Source organism: Glutamicibacter sp. BW78 (assembly GCF_002332245.1).
Lineage (GTDB): Bacteria > Actinomycetota > Actinomycetes > Actinomycetales > Micrococcaceae > Arthrobacter_H > Arthrobacter_H rhombi_A.
The window spans coordinates 285,110-308,944 of record NZ_NRGU01000030.1 but is presented as its reverse complement, the minus strand read 5'-3'; the positions used below and the strand labels follow the sequence as shown (position 1 = coordinate 308,944).

Genomic DNA, 23,835 nt, shown 5'->3' with positions numbered 1-23,835 from the left:
AACGCGTGGGGCAGGACAGGATCCGTGGGGATCCCGCCCTGCCCGAAACCTCAGGTGAGTTCTGCTCAGAGGCGTTCGGTGGCACCGAGCGCATCGAGGGCGAAGGCGTAGTCCCAGGCGCGGTCCTTCCACGCTTCGTAGCGTCCCGAGGCGCCGCCGTGCCCGCCATCCATTTCGATCTTCAAGACGATCGGTTCGCTGCCGGTGCTGATGTCACGCAGGCGCTGCACCCATTTCGCCGGTTCGACATAGAGGACCCGGGTGTCGTTCAGGCTCGTGACGGCGGCGATCTTCGGGTACTGCACCGCGGCAATGTTCTCGTACGGTGTGTAGGACTTCATGTAGGCGTAGACGTCCGCGTCGGTGATCGGGTTGCCCCATTCCTCCCACTCCAGGGCCGACAGGGGCAGCTCGGGGTCCAGGATGCTGGTCAGGGCATCAACGAACGGCACCTGCGCCACGATGGCCGTGTATAGCTGCGGTGCCAAGTTGGCGATGGCGCCCATCAGCAGGCCTCCGGCCGAACCGCCCATCGCCGCGACGCGGCGCGGGTGGGCCCACCCGGTGGCGACCACGTGCTCGGTGGCGGTGACGAAATCGGTGAAGGAGTTCTTTTTCGCCAGCTTCTTACCGTCGTCGTACCAGTGGCGACCCAACTCGCCACCGCCGCGCACATGGGCGATGACAAAGACGACGCCACGATCGAGCAGTGAAAGCCGGGGAATCGAAAAACCGGGGTCCATGCTCATCTCATAGCTGCCGTAGCCATAGACCAGTGCCGGGTTGGAACCATCCCTGGAAACCTCCCGGCGGCGGATCACCGACAGTGGGATCCGGGTCCCATCGGCGGCGGTGGCCCATTCTCGTTCGGCCACGTAGTCATCGGCATCGTACCCTCCCTTGACCGGGGTCTCCTTGCGCAGCGACAGCTCCCCGGAGTTCAGCGTGTAGTCGTAGATGCGCGGCGGGACCAGGAAGCTGGTGTAGACCAGACGGATGACCGGGGCATCGTATTCGGCGCCGGCCAAAGAGCAGGTGTACAGCTCCTCGTCGAAGTCCGGTTCGGTCACGGAGGCCTGGGAATCGGTGCCCAGCCCGGCCAGCGGAAGGACCTGGATTCGTTCAATGGTGTCCTGGCGGACGGAGACCATGGCATGGGAGGCGGTGACCGCGGTGCCCTCGATCTTCACATCGTCGCGGTGGGCGAAGACCGTGGCCCACTGCTGATCGGCCAACGGTTTGGAGAACTCGTCGGCGGCGACCAGGGAGACCATGTTGTTCTCGGCGTCGAGGTTATGCGTGAGGAGATAGTTACGCTGGCCGTCCACGGTCACCGGGTCCATGCCATGAAGGATCCGTGCCTCGCGGCCCAGCAGCAGGCGGGGAGCGGCGAGTGGATCGACCAGATCCAGCGAATGGGTCTCCGCATATTCGGAGTTGCCGATGGAGATCAGCAGTTCCTGGCGGTCGGGGGAGAGGTCGAAGCCCATCCACATGCCCGGATCGTCTTCCTGGAGCACGACGGTGTCGCGGGAGGGGTCCTGGCCCAGGGTGTGAACCTTGACCTGGTTCGGACGCCAAGAATCATCGACCACCGTGTAGTAGACCCGGGTGCCGTCCGGGGAGAAAGCCAACCCGTAAAAGACGTTCTCGATGACATCGGGAAGTAGTTCGCCGGTCGAGAGGTCTTTGATGCGCAGGGTGAAGCGTTCGTCACCGGCATTATCCTGGGCGTAGGCGAGCAGGTTCCCGTCCTCGGCGACGGCCAAACCGCCCAGCGCAAAGAAGGGCTGGCCTTCGGCTTCGGCATTACCGTCGATCAGGATCTGCTCGCCCTCGAACGGTTTTCCGGCTTCGATGACCGGCGGCGTCCAGTCGGCGACAGGATCACCGGTGTCGGTGGCGGCGGCGCGGCAGTGCACCGCATACTGCTGGCCCTCTGCGGTCCGGCTGAAATACCACCAACCATTTTTGCGGGCAGGAACCGAGAGGTCAGTCTCCTCGGTGCGCTCCTTGATCTCGGCGAAGATCTTCTCACGCAGCTCCTGCTGCCCGGCGGTCACCGCCTCCGCATAGGTGTTCTCGGCCTCGAGGTGGGCGATGACCTTCGGATTCTCCTTCTCGCGCAACCACTCATAGTCATCGACGAACGTATCGCCGTGGTGTGTGCGCTGGACGGGGATCTTGGCAGCGACGGGAGGCTGCGCTTCGATGGGGGATTCGCTCATGCGTCCCATTCAACGCCATGACGTTGGCGCCTCGCGCGCTGTTCGCCAGCGGCGTGTTGTTCAGACGTCAGCCCCGATATGCGCCCTGCTCCACGTCGCTACGTGGGGGACAAGCCATCAAGATCGAGGAGTCGTGCCCCGGAGACGGGTTCTGTATTCACCATTTCCCGGCCACCTCCGGGCCGGGGCCGTGGCTTCTCTCACCGGAGGAGTCATGGCTCATGAGCAATTTTTCATGCACACCACTTGTGGCACATCGGATTCCGGTTGACGTGGATGTTGTTGGGCGTAGTGTGTCGAGTCCGTTCCCAGTTCCAGGGATGCGGTCGAGCGATCGTTTTCGTGCAAAAGAATGGAGCAGACCATGTCGGAAAAGGAAATCACAGCGTCGCGGACCATTGATGCCCCGGCGGACACCCTCTTCAGTGTCCTTTCCAACCCGGAGAGGCACGCCGAGCTTGATGGCTCGGGATTGGTCCAGTCCGATGACAAGTCCGACCGCATCACTGCGGTGGGCCAGATGTTTACGATGAACATGCACTGGGAAAAAATGGGAAGGGATTACAAGACAGACAACCATGTGGTTGGTTTCGACGAAAACAAGCTTTTGGCTTGGGAAACCGCCCCGCATGGACAGCAGCCCCCAGGGTGGCAATGGGTTTGGGAACTTGAACCCCAGGGGCCGGATTCCACCAAGGTTTCGGTCACGTACGACTGGAGCTCGGTCACGGATAAGGATGTTTTGAAGCAGATTAGCTTTCCGGCTATCCCGCAGGAAGACCTCGAGTCCTCACTGGGCAATCTGGCCTCTGCTGTCTCGCAGGTACAACGGGTTTCGACGGTGAATCGCACCGGATTTTGGGCGTCTCGGTCAAACCCGGTGAGATTCACAACTGACCCAGCCTCGCGGGCCCTACCCGGCAAGCAAGTACGACACTTGCCACTGTCTCAACAGCTGATACGAGTCCACGAACGGACAAATCTTCTGATGGATACGTGGAGATCGCCTAAAAGTAGAGGGAGTTGCCCGCAAGGTCGAGGGCCTCTGCTCGTTCGTCGTGGGGTGGCTTGTGAAAAGTGAAATACCCGGCGCTAGCGTCTGACAGCTGAGCGATCTCACCCAACGAGCCTTTGATGCGGCACAACAGTGAAGGTGGGATCGCTCCAGATCGACTCCAGCGGGCAGCGGTTCCCGAGACCGGCTGCGCGGCACGCCGGGTATGGCTTCGGCCTAGACTGACGAAATGGACACCACCAGCCAGATCCCGCCCGTCACCGTCACCGTCACCGGCGCTGCCGGGCAGATCGGCTACTCCCTCCTTTTCCGTATCGCCTCCGGCGCGCTACTGGGACCCGATGTTCCTGTCAGGCTGCATCTCCTGGAGGTGCCCCAGGCGACCCGTGCCGCAGAAGGCACCGCCATGGAACTCACCGACTGCGCCTTTGGGCTGCTCGCCGGCGTCGAGGTCTTCGATGATCCGAACCGAGGATTCGAGGGGACCAACCTCGCGCTGCTGGTGGGTGCGCGCCCGCGGGGGCCCGGCATGGAACGGGCCGACCTGCTGAGCGCCAACGGCGGCATCTTCTCGGTCCAGGGCAAGGCCCTGAACGAGCACGCCGCCGATGACCTGCGGGTGGTGGTGGTCGGCAATCCGGCGAACACCAATGCGCTGATCACCGCGGCCCACGCCCCCGACATCCCCGCGCAGCGCTTCACCGCGATGACGCGTCTGGACCACAACAGGGCAGTCGCCCAGCTGGCCGCCAAAACCGGTTCCCCCGTCGACACCATCCGCAATATCGCCATTTGGGGAAACCATTCGGCCTCGCAGTACCCGGACCTCACGCACGCCGAGATCGACGGCCGCCCGGCCACCGGGAGGGTGGAACAGGCCTGGGCACGGGAGGAATTCATCCCCCGGGTGGCCAACCGCGGTGCCGAGGTCATCGACGTCCGGGGTGGTTCCTCGGCGGCGTCGGCGGCGAATGCCGCGATCGAACACCTGCGCCTGTGGTGCACACAGACCGGCGAGAGTGGATGGACGAGCATGGCCGTGCCCTCCGATGGCTCCTACGGGGTCCCCGAAGGCCTGGTTTCATCCTTCCCCGTCACCACTGCCGACGGCGGGTATTCGATTGTCCAGGGGCTGGACATCGACGCGTTCTCGCGGGAGCGCATCGACGCCTCGGTGGCCGAGCTGGTCTCCGAGCGCGAGGCGGTCACCTCGCTGGGCCTGCTCTAGGACTCCGGCGCCCTGCTCAGGACGTCCGGAAACCGCCGTTGCTGTGCAGCAACTGCCCGGTGATCCAGGACCCGGCGTCGGAGAACAGGAAACGCACCAGCTCGGCAGTGTCCAAGCCCGTGCCGAGCCGGCCCGCGGGTGTCGCCCGCACCAGGGCTGCCCGTTGTTCCTCATCCATCCAGCCGTTGTCGATGGGCCCGGGGTTGATGACATTGGAGCGGACACCCCGATCGGCGAGCTCGAGGGCGGCGGCGATGACCAGACGGTCCAAGGCGCCCTTGCTAGCGCCATAGGGCAGGTTGCCCGCAGTGTGGTCGCTCGTCAACGCGACGATCCTGCCACCGACTCCTCCCTCTGACGGCCCGGTGGAGGGAAGTTGTCCGGCGAAGGCCTTGATCAGCAACCACGAGGCGCGGGCGTTGACCGCGAAATGCCGGTCCCAGCTCTCGATGTCGGTGGTCAGGATCGAACTGTCCACCGATTCGCAGTGTGCCAATACCAGACCATCCACCGTGCGCCCCGCCGGCCCGGAGCCCATCAGCTGGCCCGGAAACACCGGTTCGCCCAGATCGCCGGGCGCGAGAATGACCTGCGCCCCGTACTCGCGGCAGGCATCGGCGATGGCATGTGGATCGTCCTCGCCGCGTTCCAGGTCGATGCGCTCGTCGTAGGGCTGCCAATGATTCAGGATCAGGTCCCAGCCGTCCCGGGCCAGGCCCAGCGCTATGCCGGAGGCGATCGACCGGCGGCGTCCGACGCCGGTGACCAGTGCCAGGTGCTTCTGCTGTGAAGGTGACATGGCACCGAGGCTAGCGATACGGCGTCGTACCGGGAACCCATGCACGGACTAGCGTTCGGGCACCAGGGTCCTGGAGTACTGGACCTGGCCCAGGGCGTTGATGAGTTTGACCGTGAACTCGGAGCCATCCCCGGCCACCTTGACGTGCCCGAAGTACTGGTGTTCACCCGAACGCGGTGAGCCCAGAGGAGGTCCTGCCTGCTGGAAGTCGACCTGGGGGCCGAAGGTCAGGTCCAGGGCGTTGGGTCCGAAGGATCCCGCGTTGATCGGCCCGGCGACGAACTCCCAGAAGGGGTTGAAATCGCGGAAGGCCGCGCGTTCGGGGGAGTAGTGGTGGGCCGCGCAGTAGTGCACGTCGCCGGTGAGGAAGACGACGTTCCTGATGCGGTGCCTTTTGATGGCCGAGAGCAGGCGGGCGAGTTCGAGTTCGCGTCCCAGCGGGGCACCGTGATCGGCGTTGGAGATCGATTCCTGGCCCTTGCCGTCCAGGACGACCAGCCCCAGTGGCAGGTCGTTGCCGATGACCTTCCACGTGGCCGGGGAACGGCGCAGCGAGCGGATGAGCCACTGCAACTGCTCCTCGCCAAGAATGCTGGTTGCCTGCGATTCCAGCCCGGAGGTGTTCGGGCTCCTGTGCGAGCGCATGTCCAGGGCGAACAGATCCAGGTGGGGTCCGCGTTCGATGTGACGGTAGATGCGGGTGGGTTCGAATCCCGTTCCCGGTCGCAGGGCCCGCCGATCGGCGATGGGCATGTATTCCTGCCAGGCACGCCGGGAGCGTGCGGCCAGGGTGTCGACCTGGCGAACGGCATAACGCGGATCATCAATGATTTCACCGGGGTACCAGTTGTTCATCGTCTCGTGGTCATCCCACTGGGCTACCACCGGGACCTCTGCATACATGGCCCGCAGGTTCTCATCCATCATGTTGTAGCGGTGGCGACCCCGGTATTCGTTCAGCGTCTCGGCCACCTTGGAGACCTCCTCGGTGACGACGTTGCGCCAGATCCGGCCATCGGGCTCCTTCATCTCCGCTTCCAGGGGACCATCCGCGTAGATGGTGTCTCCCGAATGCAGGAAGAAATCGGGTCCGGTGGCGTGCATGGCCGCGTAACCGCGCATTCCCCCGATGTCCTCGTTGATGCCGTAGCCCTGCCCGGCGGTGTCCGCTGTCCAGACGAAGCTCTGCGATGAGGAGTCATGGCCGTGCCGGTGGCCGTGTGCAGGGGCCGTGGTGAAGGAACCGCGGCCGGTTTCGCTGCGGCGGCCGTGGTCGTCCTCGAAATACAGTTCGACGGCGAAGCGCATGCCCGCGGGCAGCCTGCGCGCGTGCAACTTGGCGGTGAAATCGGTGCTCGCCCGGGCCTGCGAACCCGACAGGTGGAACGTTCGTGCATGGCGTCCGCGGAGCGCCTCGCCATCCTGACCGGCGGCGCGGAGCACCGCGTGCAGACGGCCCGGCCCCGAGGCGCGGGACCATAAGACGGCAGAGTTCGTCGAGACGTCTCCGGTGGAGATGCCGGAGGGCAGAGTCAGGCGTCGGGCCGACAAAGCGATGGCTGACGCAGGGTTCATGGCGGAAGCGGGGGGAACGATCAGCGAGGCGGCGGCAAAAGTCGAAGCGGAAGCCGCGCCTTTGAGCAGTGAACGGCGCGAGGCGCCGGGCCGGAAGGAATCCATATCCACGAGCCAACCTCAGGCAGAAGACCAGCACCTTTCCACACGATGAACGGCAGCAGAAACCCCTGGTGGCAGGATGGTTCCATGGCCACTGAAGAACCGACAGCCGAAACCAATCCCGCGCTCGCCGCCTGGGAATCCGTCCTCGCCTACGCACCTCGCTATCTGGAGCATCTGCGCTCCTTCGATCGGCAACCCGGCTACCAGGTCGCCGTCGCCGTCGACGGGACGGTCATCGGGACCATCGCCGGCGGCTACGCCGATGTCGCCGCCGGTACCGAGATGACGGACGCCCACCAGTTCCGCATCGCCTCGCATTCGAAGATGTTCACGGCCACCGCCATCCTTCAGCTGGTCGAAGCAGGGTCCCTGACACTTGAAGACGCGGTCGCCGACCACCTGCCCGAATTGGCCGGAACGGAAACGGGGAAGGTCACCGTAGGGGAGCTGCTCTCCCACTCCTCCGGGTTGACCCGCGACGGCACCGATTCGGACTTCTGGGTCCTGTCCCGGCCCTTCCCCGGACGAGGGGTACTCCTCGAAACCGCCGCCAACGGTCGGGTCATCGGACGCCACACCCACTTCAAATACACCAACATCGGCTATGGCCTGCTGGGACTGATCATCGAGGCCGCCAGCGGGCAGGACTACCGCGGGTACGTCCGGGAGAAGCTGATTGATCCGTTGGCGCTGCACGATACCGGGCCGGATCTGGATGAGGGGGCCACCAAACTGGCGACCGGCTACGGGGCGCTGGCCGTGATGGGTGAGCCCTATACCCTCGAGCATCGATGCACGATCGACCATGTGGATACCGGGGCACTGAGTGCTGCGACCGGTTTCTACTCCACCGCCGGCGACGTCGTTCGATTCCTCACGGCCCATCTGCCGCAGCGCCCGGGGCAGCAGGCCGCAGGGTCTCCGGTTTCCGAACACTCCAAACGCCGTATGCAACGCGCGCTCGAACAATCGGGGGTGCCCGGCAGGGACTACGGGTTGGGGATGATCCTGCAAGAAGTCCATGGGCAGGAAACCTTCGGCCATAGTGGCGGCTACCCGGGACATATCAGCCGCAGCTGGGCGTTGCCGAAAACAGGTGTGGCCCTCAGCGTGCTGACCAACGCCATCGACGGACCAGCCACGACCTGGGGTGAGCAGCTCATCGGACTGGCATCCCTGGCAGCCGCAGAAATCCCGTCCTCGTACGCCGATGTCCCGGTGGAACAGCTGAACCGGTTCACCGGGCGGTTCGCGGGACTCTGGGGCGTCCAGGACATCGTCGAGCTCGGTGGCAAGCTGTATTGCCTGTCCCTCGGTGCATCCCCTGACCCGGCGCTGACCGAACCACTGGAGTATGTGGATGCCCGGACCCTGCGTACGCGCGACCCCAACGGCTTCGGCGGGTACGGGGAGGACTTCGTTTTTGAATTCGATGCCGCCGGGGCGGTCGCCATCCGCGGCCCCGGGGGGATGAAACTGGTCCGTCAAACCGATTTTCGTGTTCCGTCGCGGGTCGTTAACCCCGCCAGCTGACCCGGCCAGACCGCAGCCGTCGTCGGATGCAGGGCTGGATATAACACGCGCCGCTGAACACTCCCTGTGAGTCGGGTCACCATGCTCTATTGTCTAAGTGAGTCCAAGACCCGTGAAGACGGGCCGCACCATCAGCGAACGGGGTAGAGAACTTGCGACATCACATCAGGGCGGCCCGTACCGGGCGCCGTCGAACAGGGCTGGTGGTCGCGGCGTTCCTGGCCGTGGCCTCGCTTTTATTCGGTGCGACGGGAGCGGCAGCCGATACGTCGGCATCCGGTTCCGGTAATTCGGCCGTCGAAGGCAAGACCTTCGTCATCGGCACGGACACCACGTTCGCGCCCTTTGAATTCCGCGGTGCCGACGGCGAACTGACCGGCATCGATATGGACATTGTCCGCGCGGTGGCCGAGGACCAGGGCTTCAAGGTCGAGATCCGTTCGCTCGGGTTCAACGCGGCACTGCAGGCGTTGACCTCCAACCAGGTTGATGGCGTCATTGCCGGCATGTCCATCACCGATGAGCGCAAGGAGGTCTACGACTTCTCGGAGCCCTACTTCGAATCCGGCGTCCAGATGGCCGTTGCCAAGAGCAATGACGACATCACCGGCTATGAGGATCTCAAGGGCAAGACCGTCACCGCGAAGACCGGCGCCGAAGGCGAGACCTACGCCAAGTCCATTGCCAAGAAATACGGCTTCAAGGTCAAATCGCTGGACCAGTCGGCGAGCATGTACGAACTGGTGAAGTCCGGAAACGCCGTCGCCGTGTTCGATGACTACCCCGTGCTGGCCTACGGTATCGCCCAAAACAACGGGCTGAAAACGGTCACCGACAAGGTGCCGGGCGGCTCTTATGGCTTCGCCGTGAACAAGGGAAAGAACGCCGACCTGTTGGCTGCCTTCAACGACGGACTAGCCAAACTCAAGGCCGACGGGGAATACGACAAGATCCTCGACGAGTACCTCGGGGATCCCACGGCGGCCCAGCCCACGACCTTCTGGGAACTGCTGGAAAGTTCGTTGCCGGCACTGCTTAAAGGTCTGAAGAACACGATGGTCGTCACCGGGATCTCCTTCGTGGTCGCCATGATCATCGGCCTGGCCGCAGGATTCATGAAGATCGCGCGGAACATCATCGTGCGCGGGATCTCCACCACGTTCGTGAACGTCTTCCGCGGCACCCCACTGCTGCTCTGGGCCTTCATGTTCTACTTCGGCATCCCCCAATTGACGGGTCTACCCATCAATATCTGGGTCGCCGCCGTCCTGACCTTGTCGCTGAACTCGGGAGCCTACGTCGCGGAAATCGTGCGCGGCGGCATCCAATCGGTGGACCCGGGCCAAATGGAGGCCAGCAGGTCTCTGGGCCTGGGCTACGGAAAGTCCATGCAGAAGGTCGTTGTTCCGCAGGCGTTCAAGATGATGACCCCATCGCTGATCAACCAGCTGATCATCATGCTCAAGGACTCGTCCCTGCTGCTGGCCATCGGCTTCGCCGAACTGCTGTACCAGGGCCAGCAAATCTACGCGGCGAACTTCCGCGTCACCGAGACGCTGCTGATCGTCGGCGTCATTTACTTCGTCGCGGTCATGCTGCTGACGAAGCTGGCCAACTTCGCTGACAGGAGGTTCAACAAATGAGTGCGTCGACAACGGACACGGACCGCAAGCTGATGATCGAGGTGCGTGGGCTGCGCAAATCGTTCGGTTCCAACGAGGTCCTGCAGGGGATCGACGCCGAGGTGGCTGAAGGGGAAGTCGTCTGCGTGATCGGCCCTTCGGGCTCGGGCAAGTCGACGTTCCTGCGGTGCCTGAACAAGCTCGAGGACATTTCCGGGGGCACGGTGGTGGTTGACGGGTTCGACCTCACCGACCCGAAGGTGGACATCAACGACGTCCGCCGCCATATCGGCATGGTGTTTCAACACTTCAACCTCTTCCCGCATATGACCGTGGCGGAGAACGTGATGCTGGCTCCGGTTGAGTTGAAGAAGGCGTCCAAGGCAGAGGGGCGCGCGAAGGCGATGGAATTGTTGACCCGGGTCGGGTTGGCCGAGAAGGCCAATGCCCGGCCAGCCGCACTCTCGGGAGGGCAGAAGCAGCGTGTGGCCATCGCCCGGGCGCTGGCCATGAACCCGGGGATCATGCTCTTTGACGAGGCCACCAGTGCCCTGGACCCGGAAATGGTGGGTGAGGTCCTGCAAGTGATCCGGGATCTGGCCAATTCGGGGATGACCCTGGTTCTGGTCACCCACGAGATGGGCTTCGCCCGTGAAGTGGGGGACCGGGTGATCTTCATGGCCGACGGCGTCGCCTGTGAGGAAGGGACGCCCGAGCAGCTCTTCAACAACCCGCAGCAGGAACGCACCAAGGAGTTCCTCTCCAAGGTCCTCTGACCCCGGAAGGGGAACGCCGTACGACGGCGGTGGACCGGCTTGGCGATGGCCGTTTCACCGCCGCTGCTGTTTCCTGGGGTCCTGGCTCCTTGTCCGGGGACGCTCTACGTGCCTACGGTGAAGATGGACGTTTCCGGAGCCGCAATCCGGGAACGGCAAGGCGGCATCCGCCGCCCTGCAGGTAACCAGCGAAGGAGCGAGTCATGAGTTCCGCAACGCCAGAACGAGACCCCAACATGGAGCCGAGCCTCGGATCCGAGTTCGTGCCGGACCCGGAAGAGGCCACCGGTGATCCGCTGGAACCGGTACCCACCGATGGTCGGGGAGGACAGCCCGCGGAAGGGTCATCGGACGACGTCGCCATGATGGAAGAGGGCGACCCGTTGCGCGAACCCACCTACACCGAAGAGGAAGACCTGCCGTTCGTCGATGAAGAAGTCGACGTCCTGGAAGACCAGGGTGAGCTCTCGGACCCGGAGGCCGACCGACTGGCCAATGCCTCCATTGACGAGGAGGAAGACGAGGTGCTGGGCCGTGCGTTGGCCGAGGATGCCGGCGATGACCTGACTGCTGACATCAAGGAGGATCTGGGCGACGTCGAATAGCTTCCTTGGACCGTCCAAGACACTGCCCGGACCCCCAAGGTCTCCACCAGGGGGTCCGGGCAGTGTCGCGTGAACCCGGTGCCTACCGGGCCAACCAGGCGACGGCCAGGACGATGAGTGCCCCGGCCGGCATGAACAACGCTGGCAGCACGGCCGCGAGTCTGGAGTGGCGTTCGGGCGCCGATGATGGTTGCAGCGGATCCACCAGTGAATCCGGGCTATCGGTCAGCGCCCGGCGGAGCTGCCAGACGGTCGCCAGGGCGATCGTCGCAGCGGCTGCGCCGAGCACCCACCCCGGTTCCAGGGCCACGACGGTCGGTGTTCCACGTCGGGGGTCGAAGAAGCCTGCCAGGGCCGCCGCGCCGGTGGCCAGAACGAAGACCAGCGCAAAGACCCACAGGTGCCGCACGGCATAATTGAAGTAGTACGGCAACCCGAGCATGAGGGTCATCGGGACGAGGAAGAGGCTCAGTTGTGGCCCCGAGAAGTCGAGGGTGGAACCGCCGAAGACCGCAGAAGCAGCGGGACCCAGAACAAAGATTGCCATGAGGGACACCACGGGGGCCATGACGGCTGAACTGGACCACACGACGCCTTGAACAGTGGGCAGCTCCAGATCGTCGGCGTAGGAACGAGGGTCCCCAAAGTCAGTGAAGGCGGGATGACCGGAATCGGCGATGTGCTCGCGCACCACGGCCACCGCATCGCCGATGGCATCGCTGCGTACCTCGCGCAGGCGGAGGGTCAAGATGAAGTCGTTGATCCAGGACTTGTCGGTCTGCAGGGGGCTCATGATCTGCCTTTCGTGATCGGTTGACGCGGAGACGTGGTGTTCGCTGCTTCGCGTGGTCGTGGCGTTCATAGCTCCGAGACGAGGACGGCCAAGGCCATCAGCGGGATCAGCAGGTGTGGAATCAGCCGGATGAGTCGTTGAACGCGCCCCACGGGGGCAGGTGGCGGGGTCGTGGGATCGATGATTGGTTCAGGGCCGGTGCGCCACGCGTTGACTGCGGCCCAGCCGCTGGCCGCCAGGATGGCGGCCCCTGACCCGAGCGCAAGCCACCACGGTTCCCACGCGGCGATGGCCTGGAAGCCGCGCTCCGGGGCCAGTAGCCCCGCGCTGGTGCCGGCGAGGATCGCCAGGACGGCCCCGGTACTCAAGATCCAGGGATGACGCAGGCCGTAGGTGAAGTAGTACGGCAAGGTCAGCAGCAGCGCGCCAGGAATGGCGAACAGGAACAGCTGCGGCAGCGACATCTCCATGCTGGCATTCCGCAGGAGGGTGGAAATGGCTGGTGCGAAGGCGATGAGCCCGACCAGGGACACCGCGGTTCCCAGAACCGGAGGATCGGTCCAACGGGCGGTCGGCACGGTGGGTAAGTCCAGCTGTTTCGCGTAGTCATCGGCTGTGCCGAAGGCTTCGTCGGCGCCCTGTCCGGAATCTGCAATATGTTCGCGGACCACGGCCACGGCATCGCCGATGGCATCTCCGCGCACGCGGCGCAGGCGCAAGGCGAAGATGAAGGCTTCGATCCAGGACTCGTCGGTTTGCGTGGAGCTCATGGCCCGGTCCGCCTTTCAGTAGTGTTTGACAGGGGGAGGTCGGTACCGGGTGGTCCTGGGCTCAGGAAGTCGCAGGTCACTGCCGCGAATTCCTGCCAGCGCCGACGATGGCGTTCGAGCTCGGCCCGCCCCGCGGTAGTCAGGGAGAAGTACTTGCGACCCGGGCCCGAGGTTCCGGCCCGCCATTCGGTCTCCACCCAGCCGGCGCCTTCGTACCGCGTCAGCAGCGGGTACAGGGTCCCGCCCTTGACCACACCCAGACCTGCTTGCTCCAGTTCGGCGATGATCGCATAGCCGTAGGACGGCCCGGTTTCCAGGGCCCGCAACGTGCACAGCCCCAGGAGTGCACGCATCCAGTCAGTGGGCCAGGGGGGTCCTGGCGTCCCGTCGTCGTGCGTTCCTGGGTGGGCGGACATAAGTAGATTGTCTGTCTAACTAGTAAGTGTGTCAATCTTTCGTAGGTTGAACCTCATCAATTGACGGATAGGTGATCTGCCCCATATCCTGAACGAACGGTCAGTAATTCGAAACTTGTCACAGTGAGGTGAGCCCCTTGGCTGCACAGAACGACCCGAAAGGGCCCCTGTCCGCGGTGCTGACGCCCGAGGAAGAGGCGGCGCAGGAGCATTTTGACGCGGTGATCGCCGACGACTCGCGCATCGAGCCGCGCGACTGGATGCCGGAGGGCTACCGCAAGACCCTCACGCGGCAGATTTCCCAGCACGCCCACTCCGAGATCATCGGCATGCAGCCCGAGGCCAACTGGATCACCCGCGCACCGAGCCTGAAGCGCAAATCCATCCTCATGGCGAAGGTCCAGGACGAGGCAGGCCACGGGCTCTACCTCTATTCGGCCGCCGAGACCCTGGGCACTCCCCGTGACGTGCTCACCGAGCAGCTGATCTCCGGCAAGGCCAAGTACTCCTCGATCTTCAACTACCCGGCCCGCTCCTGGGCGGATATGGGTGCCATCGGCTGGCTGGTCGACGGAGCCGCCATCGTGAACCAGGTTCCGTTGTGCCGTGCCTCCTACGGGCCGTACGGCCGGGCCATGGTCCGGGTCTGCAAAGAGGAATCCTTCCACCAGCGCCAGGGCTTCGAGATCCTCATGGAACTCGCTGCCGGCACCGATTCGCAGAAGCAGATGGCACAGGACGCCATCAACCGCTTCTACGAACCCTCGCTGATGATGTTCGGTCCGCCGGACGGGGATTCGCCGAACTCACAGCAGACGATGAAATGGAAGATCAAGCGCTTCACCAACGACGATCTGCGCCAGCGTTTCGTGGGCATGATCGCCGAGCAGGTCAAGGTCCTGGGGCTGACCCTGCCCGATCCCGAACTGTGTTTCGACGAAGAAACCGGCAAATGGATGCATAAGGACCTGAACTGGGCCGAGTTCAAGGCAGTGATCGCCGGGGCCGGGCCGTGCAACGCCCAGCGCCTGCAGCGCCGCCGCGACGCCCACCACGAAGGCGCCTGGGTCCGCGAGGCCGCCGCAGTATATGCCGAGAAGATGCAACAGGAAGCAGAGGTGGCCTAGGTGGCCCAGGAAAAGAACCAGCACGACGCCGGTACCCCCGCCACACGCGAATGGCCTCTGTGGGAGGTCTTCGTCCGCTCCGCCCGTGGTCTGTCGCATGTGCACGCCGGATCGCTGCACGCACCGGATTCCGAAATGGCTGTGCGCAATGCCCGGGACCTGTACACCCGCCGCAATGAGGGTGTCTCGCTCTGGGTGGTGGCCTCCACGGATATCATCGCCTCCGACCCGGATTCCAAGGGCCAGTTCTTCGAGTCCCCTCAGGGTAAGGACTACCGGCACGCCACGTACTACAAGAAGAGCGAAGGCGTGAAGCACCTGTGAGCGCCACCGAGACCACCGAGAGCTACGGCGACTCCACCGCCTCGGCCACCCGCATCACCCCCGGAAACGCCCTGCGTCCGGAGGATATTCAGCTCCAGAAGGGGGCGCCGAGCGAAGCGGTGGCACAGTACGCCCTGCGTCTAGGCGATGACGCCCTGATACTGGCCCAACGTCTGTCGAACTGGATTTCGCGCGGCCCGGAAATCGAAGAAGACATCGCCTTGGGCAATATCGCCCTGGACCAGCTCGGCCATGCCCGGTCGTTCCTGTCTTATGCCGGGTTGGCCTGGGGCCAGAGCGAAGACGATCTGGCCTACTGGCGCGAGGAGGAGGAATTCCGCTCGCTGCACCTGTTTGAGCAGCCCAATGGCGACTTCGGCGTCACCATCATGCGCCAATTGATGATCTCGATCTACCAGCACCTGCTCTACACCGAGCTACTGGATTCCTCCGACGAAACCATCGCGGCGATCTGCGCCAAGGCGGTCAAGGAGGTCGACTACCACCGTGACCATGCCATGATGTGGACGCGCCGGCTGGGCATCGGTACCGAGGAATCGGCCCGCCGGATGCGCCATGCCCTCGAGGTCCTCTGGCCCTACGTGGGCGAACTCTTCGAAGACGAGGACCTGTACGACGAACTGGGCGACGCCGGGGTATGGCCCTCAAGCCTGCGCGAACGGTGGGACGAAGAGTTCGCCGCCATTCTTGAGTCGGCAGGCCTCGAGGTCCCCACCGGTCCGTTCGCGCTGTGCCGCGGCCGCCACGGCGAGCACTCCGAACATTTGGGACACCTGTTGGCGGAAATGCAGGTCCTGGCGCGCAAGCACCCCGGCGCCAGCTGGTAAGGAGCAAGCCATGAGCACGAGCACGACAACCCTGCGGGCCATCGCCGCGCAGGTTTGTGATCCCGAGATCCCCGTGTTGACCATCGAGGACCTGGGGATCCTGCGCGATGTCCAACTCGACGAGGACGGCGGTGTTCGAGTGGTCATCACCCCGACCTATTCGGGGTGCCCAGCCATGGACGCCATCCGCGAGGACCTGCAGACGGCGTTCCACGCCGAGGGCTACGGCGACGTCACCGTCGATCTGGTGCTCTCCCCGGCATGGACCACCGACTGGATGAGCGAATCCGGCAAGGCCAAGCTCGAGGAATACGGGATCGCCCCGCCGACAGGAACCGGTCACCGCGGCCCGGTCACCCTCGGCATGGCCGTGAAATGCCCGCTGTGCCACAGCCTGAATACCAAAGAACTCTCCCGCTTCGGGTCCACCTCCTGCAAGGCGCTCTACCAGTGCCGGGAGTGCCTGGAACCCTTCGACTACTTCAAGGTGCTTTCATGACTGCAACGACCCCCCTGCCCGAGGCCGACGACACCGAAGCGGCAGACGGTTCCGAAACCGGAACCACGTCCCGCCGTCGGGCTGCCTTCCATACCCTCGAGGTGAGCGAGGTCCGCCGGTTGACGGCTGCGGCCATCGAGGTGACCTTCGCCGTGCCGGAGGATCTGATGGGGGAGTACGACTATCTTCCCGGCCAGTACGTCGCCCTGCGCAAGGACCTGCCCGATGAAGAAGGCAACGTCTCCGAGGTCCGGCGCAGCTACTCCATCTGTGCCGAGCCGAAGCCGGGTGAAATCAAGGTGGCCATCAAACGCGATCTGGGCGGCCTCTTCTCGTCCTGGGCCAACGAATCGCTGCGGGCCGGGGACACGATGGAGGTGATGAGCCCCTCGGGTGCCTTCATCTCCAAGCACAAGATGACGGCGCTCAACGACCCGGCATCGATCGACACGACGATCAGCCACAACTTCGTCGCCGTCGCCGCCGGGTCGGGGATCACTCCGGTGATGGCCATCGCCCGGACCGTGCTGGCAGCCAACGAGCACGTCCATTTCGACCTCATCTACGCCAACCGGGCAGCCATGGATGTCATGTTCCTGGAGGAACTGGCGGATCTGAAGGACCGCTACCCCTCGCGTTTCGCCCTGCACCATGTGCTCTCGCGTGAACAGCGCATTTCCCCGCTGCTCTCCGGACGGCTCGACGCCGAAAAGCTCACCTCATTATTGGGGTCGGTCATCCGCACCAACCAGATCGACGAATGGTTCCTCTGTGGCCCGTTCGAACTGGTCCAGTTGGTCCGCGACCACCTGAGCGAGCAGGAGGTTTCGCCGGAGAAGGTGCGCTACGAACTCTTCACCACCGGCCGGCCCAACCGTCCCGAAGGCCAGATCGGTCGGGCCGTGGAAGCCGATGACTCAGGTGAGAACTACGACATCGAATTCCGGTTGGACGGACTCCAAGGCCAAGTGAAATCGCCGCTCTCCGCCCGCGAGACCATCCTCAACGCCGCCCTGCGCGTGCGTCCGGACGTCCCCTTCGCCTGTGCCGGTGGCGTCTGCGGCACCTGCCGCGCGAAACTGGTCACGGGGACGGTGGAGATGGAAGAGAACTATGCGTTGGAACCCGAAGAGATCGAAGCCGGCTACATCCTGACCTGCCAATCGCACCCGACCTCGGACGCCGTGTCCGTGAACTACGACGCCTAGGAGGCACCGCATGATCGAACTGCAGATCTCCAACGGCATCGCCGACGTCGTTCTCAACGCGCCCGAGAAGATGAACGCCCTCAATGAGGGCGCCCTGCGCGAACTCTCCGATGCCTACGAGCGGGCCGCCCAAGCCGTGGGATCCGGTGAGGTCAGGGCCCTCCTGTTGCGCGGTGAAGGCCGTGGCTTCTGCGCCGGGCGGGATATCTCCGATGTTGACCCGGCGGAGGATGACGTCCAGGGCTACCTGGGCGGTCTGGTGCAGCCGTTGTTGCGCCAGATGTCTGGGTTCCCGGCCCCGACCTTTGCCGCCGTCCAGGGAGCTTGCCTCGGCGTCGGGTTGGGTCTGGCCATTGCCACCGACGTCGTATACGTGGCGGAGAACGCCAAGATCGGTTCGCCCTTCGCCAACCTCGGGGCCACGCTGGATTCGGGCGGCCACTGGTTGTTCACCGAGCGGTTGGGCGCCCATCGGACGCTGGACATGATCTATACGGCCGAGCTGATCTCGGGGGCGGAAGCGGTGCGCTCGGGCCTCTTCAGCCGGGCGATGCCAGCGGACGAACTCCTGGAGAGCACGCGGGGAATCGTGGGCACGGTCGCCCAGGGGGCCACCCAGGCCTTCGTGGCCTCCAAAGCGCTGGTGGCCGAGGTGCGCGACCAGCGGCTCGGGCTCTGGGAGTCCATGGCCCACGAGAATCGGGCCCAGGATGGACTCTGCGCCACTGCCGACTACGCCGAGGGATTCAAAGCCTTTCAGGAGAAGCGCAAGCCACACTTCAAGGGCTGATCCGGGCGGGGCGGTTACCGTCCGGCCCGCACTCGCTAGCGGGTGTCGACGTCCTCGAAGACCAGGAACGTCTGGGTGTCCAGGACACCGGGCATCGACTGGATGTTGTCGAAGACCACGCGGCGCAGATCCACATTGTCCTTGGCCCTGACCAACAGGATCACATCGAAGTTCCCGCCCACCAGGCCGATGTGATGGACCTCCGGCAGGGCTGCGAGCCGCTCGCGGAGTTCACGCCATGAATGCTGGCGCAACTTCAACGTGACATAGGCCGAGGAGCGCAGCCCCGCCCGCACCGGGTCGACGACGGCCATGTACCGGGTGATGACCCCCTCGTCCTGCAACCTGTTGATCCGCGAGTAGGCGTGGGCGCGGGAGACGTGGACGTTCTGCGCCACGGTGGTCACCGATTGCCGGCCATCACGGGTCAGCTCGGCAATGATGCGGTGGTCGACGTCGTCGAGCTTAACGGGAATCGAGTCCATGGTTTCCTCCGGGACGGGTGTCTACGAAAGACGATGTAACGTCACTCACAGTGACGATCTGTCTTCAAGAATACGATATTTATTCGCATCTTTCTAGGCATTTGTCCTTAACTGGATACGATCGGTTGCTCCTTCGCATACTTGAGTCACGAAGTGCTTTCGACGGTGCCGTGCTGATGCGGTCTGTCGGGCGCCCGGGATTCTACGAAGGAGTACATCATGAGCGCCGTGCCAGGTGAGCCGCAAGCCACCGAAGCTGCCGACCTCGACAGCGTCTGCCGTCACTTCGGCATTTCCGTGGAGGACTACCTGCTGCCCTCACGCGGCCAGATCCAGATCGTCGATGAGGGTGGTTCGTTGCGACCCGTCGAGGACCAGGGGACCGAGCCGGGTCATGAATACCCGCTTCCCGACGACGAGACCCTGTTGAAGGCCTACGAGCAGCTGGTGATCGGCCGGCGCGCCAACGACCAGAACTCAGCCCTGGTCCGCCAGGGCAGGATGGCCGTCTACCCCTCCAGCCATGGCCAGGAAGCCTGTCAGGTGGCGGCGGCCCTGTGCCTGGGGGAGAACGACTGGATGTTCCCCACCTACCGTGACTCCGTGGCAGTGATGGCCAAGGGAGTGGATCCGGTGGAGACGATGGTGCTGTTCCGGGGTGACTGGCATGGCGGCTACGATCCGCGCCAATACAAGGTCGGCATCCAGTCCACCCCGTTGACCACCCAGTTGCTGCACGGGGTCGGCGTCGCCCATGCGGCCAAGCTGCGCGGCGAGGACACTGTTGTCTTGGCGATGTGTGGCGACGGGGCCACCAGTGAAGGCGATTTCCACGAGGCCCTGAACTTCGCCGCTGTGTTCAACCTGCCGGTGATCTTCTTCGTGCAGAACAACCAGTACGCCATTTCCGTTCCACTGTCCCAGCAGTCGGTGGCCCCGTCGCTGGCCCACAAGGCCGTCGGCTACGGCATGGCCGGCGAACGCGTGGATGGTAACGACCTGGTCGCCCTCATGGCCGTGCTGGGGCGTGCCGTGGAATTGGCCCGTACCGGGTCCGGCCCGCTGCTGGTGGAAGCCCATACCTACCGCATGCAGGCACACACCAACGCCGATGATGCCACCCGGTATCGGGAGGACGAGGAAGTGACGGCTTGGCGGGGGAAGGATCCGCTGAACCGGATGACCACGTACTTGCAGAACAAGGGCCTGCTCGACGATGCGGTCACCGAACGTATTGCTGCCCAGGCAGAACACACGGCGCAGGCCCTGCGTGACGGGCTGAACCAGGACCCGGAGATCGACCCGCTGGAACTCTTCGATCATGTCTACGCCACCCAGACCCCGCAGCTCGCCGAACAGCGCGCCCTGCTCGCGGATGAACTCTCCCGGGAAGGGGACGCCAAGTGAACCCGCATATCACCACTTCATCCGAGGCCAACGGCAATGTCAGCGCCGCCACGGCCCGCGCGAGCGAGCGTGCCGCCGAACGTGCCGAAGCCGCAGGCCCCCGTCCGGTCACCCTTGCCAAGGCACTGAATACTGCCCTGGCCGACGCCATGGAAGCCGATACCGGCGTCGTCCTCTTCGGGGAAGATATCGGAACCCTCGGCGGCGTTTTCCGCATCACCGACGGGTTGACCGCACGCTTCGGCGTCGAACGCTGCTTTGACACCCCGCTGGCCGAATCCGGCATCGTTGGCATGGCGATTGGCATGGCCATGAACGGTATGCGCCCGGTCATCGAAATGCAGTTCGACGCCTTCGCCTACCCGGCCTTCGAACAGATTGCCTCCCATCTGGCAAAAATGCGCAACCGCACCCGCGGTGCCGTGGACATGCCGGTCGTCGTCCGCATCCCGTATGCCGGTGGCATCGGTGGTGTCGAGCACCATTGCGACTCCTCGGAGGCCTACTACGCACACACGCCCGGGCTGAAGGTCATGACGCCCTCAACGGTGTCCGACGCCTACCGGATGATGCGCGAAGCCATCGCCTCCAACGACCCCGTCGTCTTCCTGGAGCCGAAGAAACTGTACTTCTCCAAGGATCCGGTGGATCTTGAGGGACTGCGCGCCGAGTACGAAGCCGCTGCCGCCGCGGGTCAACACCCCACCGAAGGCCATGCTGCCGTCGCCCGGGCCGGAACCGACGCCACGCTGATTGCTTACGGCCCGTCGGTTTCCACGGCCTTGGCTGCCGCAGCGGCAGCCGCCGAGGAAGGTCGTTCGCTGGAGGTCATCGACGTCCGGAGCATCGTCCCCTTCGATGACGAGACCGTCTGCGCTTCGGTGCGCAAGACCGGCCGCGCCGTGGTCATTTCCGAAGCCCCCGGATTCGCCTCCGTCGCCTCGGAGATCACCGCCCGGGTGCAGGAACGCTGCTTCCACTCCCTGGCCGCCCCGGTATTGCGGGTGACGGGATTCGACATTCCGTTCCCGGCGCCAAAGCTGGAAGGCTTCTTCCTGCCCAGTGTGGACCGCATTCTGGACACCGTCGACTCGCTGCAGTGGGAGGACTAGACATGGCCATCAAGGTATTCCTGCTTCCCGACCTGGGTGAAGGACTGACCGAGGCGGATTTGGTGAACTGGCTCGTGGCCGAGGGGGACACGATCGTCGTGGACCAGCCGATCGCCGAAGTCGAGACCGCCAAATCCCTGGTCGAGGTACCCAGCCCGTTCGCCGGCACCGTACATCAACTCCATGGTGCCGCCGGCGACACCATGGACGTCGGCAAGGCGCTGCTGTCCGTGGATGACGGTGAGGGGGTGGCCGACGGTGACGCTCCGTCGGAAGCTCCGGCCACGACCGAGGCGGCCCCCGTGGAAACGGCGCAGTCCTACCGCGAGGAGGAGCGGGCCGGAGCCGGAGAAGGCTCGGGCAACGTCCTGGTCGGCTACGGCACCCCCGGCGGGGCCGGATCGACCAAGCGGACCCGCCGTCCGCGCTCCTCGGTGCCCGCCATGGCGAAGGCGCCCTCCACCGCCGCGGCCCCGGCGGCGCTACCGGTTGAGACTCCGTCGCAGTTCCGAGCCACGGCACCGACCGTGATCTCCCCGCTGGTCCGCAAACTGGCGAGGGACCACGGGATCGACGTCGCAACGCTGACCGGTTCTGGCCGGAGCGGGCTGATCATGCGTGCCGATGTCCAGGGGGCCATCGACGCCTCGTCGGGCGGGGCGCCGGCAGTGTCGGCAGCCTCCGCGGCTGCGGCTTCGGTCGACGGCGTGGTCGGAGCCGACCCCCGTTCGGGGCTGGGCATTAGCTCACGCACACCGTTGAAGGGTGTCCGTAAGACCATTGCCCAAGCCATGAGCACCTCGCGCCGAGAAATCCCCGAGGCCACGGTATGGGTCGACGTGGACGCCACCGAACTGGTCCGCATGCGGGCCAAGCTCAAGGCGGCAGATCCCCAGAACACTCCCGGGCTGCTGGCGTTCATCGCCCGCTTCACCGTCGCCGGTTTGGTCCGGTACCCGGAACTGAACACCCGGATCCAGGACGCCTCCGATGGGGGACAGGAAATTATCGGTTTCGACGGGATCAACCTGGGCATCGCCGCCCAGACGGATCGCGGTCTGATGGTGCCCAGCATTGCCCAGGCCCAAGACCTCAGCGCCCGGCAGCTCGACAGCGAGGTTCGCCGGCTGGCCGGGGTGGCCCGTGAAGGCAAATGCACTCCCGCCGAGCTCACTCGTGGCACGTTCACGCTGAACAACTACGGTGTCTTCGGGGTGGATGGCTCAGCTGCGATCATCAACCATCCGGAAGTTGCCATTCTCGGCGTCGGGCGCATCATTGACCGTCCGTGGGTCGTGGACGGGGAGCTGGCCGTCCGTAAGGTCACCGAATTGACCCTGACCTTCGACCACCGGGTCTGTGACGGCGGCATCGCGGGTGGGTTCCTGCGCTATATCGCCGACGCCATCGAAAACCCCGGCTCGGTGCTCGCGGACCTGTAGGCCCCGGCCTGCAGAAGTTGAGGTGAGGAACCGGCGCGGGGGATACCTTCTTCCGCGCCAGTTCCATCTCGGCAGCTCACTGATCCGGCGACCGTGGGCATCTGCCGAGTCCGTGGCAGTCGATGGAAGCCTTCCGGGAGGAAAGGCTTCAGGCCAGTGCCAGCCGGGAATGTTGCCACCAGTGGACGGTCGCTGCCGCGGCCGCGGGCAGGGGGGTGGGTTCGAGACCGAGCGCTTCCTGGCTGGCGTGGGAGTCCATGATGAACGGTCGATCGAATTGGTAGGCCATCTCGGTCATTTCGTGGAGGCCGGGAGCGGCGACGCTCACCAAGCGCAGCAACCACCCTGGCAACCCTGAAACCGGGGGTGGTTCGACCCCTGCTGCCCGCGCAAACGCGGCCGCCAGATCCCGTTGTGTCGTGGGAACCGCCGTCGGGGCATGGAGGACCCGGTTCCACAATTCCGGCCGTTCGCTGGCACGGATCATCGCCGCAGCGAGGTCCGGGACGAAGGTGAAAGAGTGGGGCTGGCCCGGATGGCCGATCGCGAAGAGGCGTTTGCCCGAGAAAACAGCCTCCAACATACGCGATCCGGCATGGGCGTTCTCCACCAGTGGCCCGAAAAAATCCGAAGCAACCATGCTGACCGTCGAAGTCCCTGAGGCCTGCCGAGCAGCCAGCAGCCCAGTTCTGATCCCCCGTTTGCCTCCAGCTGCCTCGCGCGGAGAGTCTTCGTCCATGACCTGGTCCGGCTCGGAGTATGCGTACAGACCTTCGGGAAAGACGACGGGAATCCCCTGTTCACCGGCGACCTTCAAAACCACCTCTTCGGCCTGTGGCAGCATAGCTCGCCAGGCGTCGGCCCGGTAGGCGGCGTGGACGCAATGGAAGATCGCCGAGGCGCCGGTGGCGGCCCCGGCCAGTTGCGACGCATCCGTCGCGTCGGCGCGGACCCTGTGGATCAGCCGGTGGGCCGGCCCGCTGCCTGAGCGGGTGGCCATCACCACGGTATGGCCGGCATCGGCCAGTTGGAGGGCGAGGGTGGAACCGACGGGGCCGGATCCGGTGACCAGGAATTGCTGGGACATGGCATGCTCTTTCGTGGAACGGAAATGAGAGCAGTGCTCTC

At 64.6% G+C, this 23,835-nt stretch carries 23 protein-coding genes; 15 read left to right on the top strand and 8 right to left on the bottom strand.

The window, feature by feature from the left end; genetic code table 11:
* Positions 1-65: 65 nt before the first annotated feature.
* Positions 66-2,228 carry a S9 family peptidase gene (locus tag CIK75_RS05900; protein ID WP_241895315.1) on the bottom strand — a complete coding sequence of 721 codons (2,163 nt, stop codon included), beginning with the start codon at positions 2,226-2,228 and terminating at the stop codon, positions 66-68.
* A gap of 364 nt (positions 2,229-2,592) precedes the next feature.
* Here CIK75_RS05900 and CIK75_RS16640 point away from each other — a divergent pair, with 364 nt between their 5' ends.
* On the top strand, positions 2,593-3,309 hold the full coding sequence (locus CIK75_RS16640; RefSeq protein WP_143269248.1) for an SRPBCC family protein: 717 nt from the start codon (positions 2,593-2,595) through the stop codon (positions 3,307-3,309).
* Between the two features lie 163 nt (positions 3,310-3,472).
* Positions 3,473-4,471, top strand: coding sequence for a malate dehydrogenase (locus CIK75_RS05890; RefSeq protein WP_086997967.1), 999 nt, complete (start codon positions 3,473-3,475; stop codon positions 4,469-4,471).
* A gap of 16 nt (positions 4,472-4,487) precedes the next feature.
* Here the strand turns inward: CIK75_RS05890 and CIK75_RS05885 are convergent, their stop codons facing one another.
* On the bottom strand, positions 4,488-5,270 hold the full coding sequence (locus CIK75_RS05885; RefSeq protein ID WP_086997969.1) for an SDR family oxidoreductase: 783 nt from the start codon (positions 5,268-5,270) through the stop codon (positions 4,488-4,490).
* A 48-nt stretch (positions 5,271-5,318) separates the two neighbouring features.
* Positions 5,319-6,950: an alkaline phosphatase D family protein gene (locus tag CIK75_RS05880; protein ID WP_086997972.1), complete on the bottom strand. Its 1,632-nt coding sequence runs from the start codon at positions 6,948-6,950 to the stop codon at positions 5,319-5,321.
* Positions 6,951-7,034: 84 nt separating this feature from the next.
* Between CIK75_RS05880 and CIK75_RS05875 the strand changes: the two genes are divergently transcribed.
* The 4 genes from CIK75_RS05875 to CIK75_RS05860 all read left to right on the top strand — a co-directional run bounded on the left by CIK75_RS05875 (position 7,035) and on the right by CIK75_RS05860 (position 11,486).
* Positions 7,035-8,483 (top strand): serine hydrolase domain-containing protein, encoded by a 1,449-nt coding sequence (locus CIK75_RS05875; protein ID WP_158225905.1) that lies wholly within the window; start codon positions 7,035-7,037, stop codon positions 8,481-8,483.
* Between the two features lie 152 nt (positions 8,484-8,635).
* Positions 8,636-10,126: an amino acid ABC transporter substrate-binding protein/permease gene (locus CIK75_RS05870; protein ID WP_241895314.1), complete on the top strand. Its 1,491-nt coding sequence runs from the start codon at positions 8,636-8,638 to the stop codon at positions 10,124-10,126.
* On the top strand, positions 10,123-10,881 hold the full coding sequence (locus tag CIK75_RS05865) for an amino acid ABC transporter ATP-binding protein (protein WP_086997978.1): 759 nt from the start codon (positions 10,123-10,125) through the stop codon (positions 10,879-10,881). The genes CIK75_RS05870 and CIK75_RS05865 overlap by 4 nt, the downstream gene beginning before the upstream one ends.
* Before the next feature lie 203 nt (positions 10,882-11,084).
* Entirely contained in the window at positions 11,085-11,486 is a 402-nt protein-coding gene (locus CIK75_RS05860) for a hypothetical protein (RefSeq protein ID WP_086997980.1), read from the top strand.
* Between the two features lie 82 nt (positions 11,487-11,568).
* On the opposite strand, the gene CIK75_RS05855 is transcribed toward CIK75_RS05860, so the two are convergent.
* The 3 genes from CIK75_RS05855 to CIK75_RS05845 form a co-directional block, all read right to left on the bottom strand.
* Positions 11,569-12,279: a hypothetical protein gene (locus CIK75_RS05855; protein ID WP_143269249.1), complete on the bottom strand. Its 711-nt coding sequence runs from the start codon at positions 12,277-12,279 to the stop codon at positions 11,569-11,571.
* Between the two features lie 65 nt (positions 12,280-12,344).
* On the bottom strand, positions 12,345-13,049 hold the full coding sequence (locus tag CIK75_RS05850; protein WP_086997987.1) for a hypothetical protein: 705 nt from the start codon (positions 13,047-13,049) through the stop codon (positions 12,345-12,347).
* Positions 13,046-13,402 carry a PadR family transcriptional regulator gene (locus tag CIK75_RS05845; RefSeq protein WP_241895312.1) on the bottom strand — a complete coding sequence of 119 codons (357 nt, stop codon included), beginning with the start codon at positions 13,400-13,402 and terminating at the stop codon, positions 13,046-13,048. The genes CIK75_RS05850 and CIK75_RS05845 overlap by 4 nt, the downstream gene beginning before the upstream one ends.
* A gap of 200 nt (positions 13,403-13,602) precedes the next feature.
* Here CIK75_RS05845 and paaA point away from each other — a divergent pair, with 200 nt between their 5' ends.
* From paaA to CIK75_RS05815, 6 genes are read left to right on the top strand one after another with little or no spacing between them, the layout of a single operon-like run.
* Positions 13,603-14,592, top strand: coding sequence for a 1,2-phenylacetyl-CoA epoxidase subunit PaaA (gene paaA, locus CIK75_RS05840; RefSeq protein ID WP_086997993.1), 990 nt, complete (start codon positions 13,603-13,605; stop codon positions 14,590-14,592).
* On the top strand, positions 14,593-14,916 hold the full coding sequence (paaB, locus tag CIK75_RS05835) for a 1,2-phenylacetyl-CoA epoxidase subunit PaaB (RefSeq protein ID WP_086997996.1): 324 nt from the start codon (positions 14,593-14,595) through the stop codon (positions 14,914-14,916).
* The gene (gene paaC, locus CIK75_RS05830; protein WP_086997999.1) at positions 14,913-15,764 is read left to right on the top strand and encodes a 1,2-phenylacetyl-CoA epoxidase subunit PaaC; all 852 of its coding nucleotides are present in this window, start codon (positions 14,913-14,915) and stop codon (positions 15,762-15,764) included. Before paaB ends, paaC begins: the two co-directional genes overlap by 4 nt.
* 10 nt (positions 15,765-15,774) lie before the next feature.
* Positions 15,775-16,263 carry a 1,2-phenylacetyl-CoA epoxidase subunit PaaD gene (gene paaD, locus CIK75_RS05825; RefSeq protein WP_086998002.1) on the top strand — a complete coding sequence of 163 codons (489 nt, stop codon included), beginning with the start codon at positions 15,775-15,777 and terminating at the stop codon, positions 16,261-16,263.
* Positions 16,260-17,471 carry a 1,2-phenylacetyl-CoA epoxidase subunit PaaE gene (gene paaE / locus CIK75_RS05820; RefSeq protein WP_086998005.1) on the top strand — a complete coding sequence of 404 codons (1,212 nt, stop codon included), beginning with the start codon at positions 16,260-16,262 and terminating at the stop codon, positions 17,469-17,471. Before paaD ends, paaE begins: the two co-directional genes overlap by 4 nt.
* 10 nt (positions 17,472-17,481) lie before the next feature.
* Entirely contained in the window at positions 17,482-18,261 is a 780-nt protein-coding gene (locus CIK75_RS05815) for an enoyl-CoA hydratase-related protein (RefSeq protein ID WP_087000795.1), read from the top strand.
* Positions 18,262-18,296: 35 nt separating this feature from the next.
* On the opposite strand, the gene CIK75_RS05810 is transcribed toward CIK75_RS05815, so the two are convergent.
* Positions 18,297-18,746, bottom strand: a complete 450-nt coding sequence (locus tag CIK75_RS05810) for an Lrp/AsnC family transcriptional regulator (protein WP_087000797.1) — start codon at positions 18,744-18,746, stop codon at positions 18,297-18,299.
* Between the two features lie 219 nt (positions 18,747-18,965).
* Here CIK75_RS05810 and pdhA point away from each other — a divergent pair, with 219 nt between their 5' ends.
* The 3 genes from pdhA to CIK75_RS05795 are packed head-to-tail and all read left to right on the top strand — an operon-like array spanning position 18,966 to position 22,707.
* Positions 18,966-20,153, top strand: coding sequence for a pyruvate dehydrogenase (acetyl-transferring) E1 component subunit alpha (gene pdhA / locus CIK75_RS05805; RefSeq protein ID WP_087000799.1), 1,188 nt, complete (start codon positions 18,966-18,968; stop codon positions 20,151-20,153).
* A complete protein-coding gene (locus CIK75_RS05800) occupies positions 20,150-21,265 on the top strand; it encodes a transketolase C-terminal domain-containing protein (RefSeq protein ID WP_087000802.1) in 1,116 nt (371 codons plus the stop codon). Before pdhA ends, CIK75_RS05800 begins: the two co-directional genes overlap by 4 nt.
* A gap of 2 nt (positions 21,266-21,267) precedes the next feature.
* A complete protein-coding gene (locus CIK75_RS05795; protein ID WP_087000805.1) occupies positions 21,268-22,707 on the top strand; it encodes a dihydrolipoamide acetyltransferase family protein in 1,440 nt (479 codons plus the stop codon).
* A 148-nt stretch (positions 22,708-22,855) separates the two neighbouring features.
* Here the strand turns inward: CIK75_RS05795 and CIK75_RS05790 are convergent, their stop codons facing one another.
* Positions 22,856-23,794, bottom strand: a complete 939-nt coding sequence (locus CIK75_RS05790; protein WP_087000807.1) for an NAD-dependent epimerase/dehydratase family protein — start codon at positions 23,792-23,794, stop codon at positions 22,856-22,858.
* Positions 23,795-23,835 lie beyond the last annotated feature (41 nt).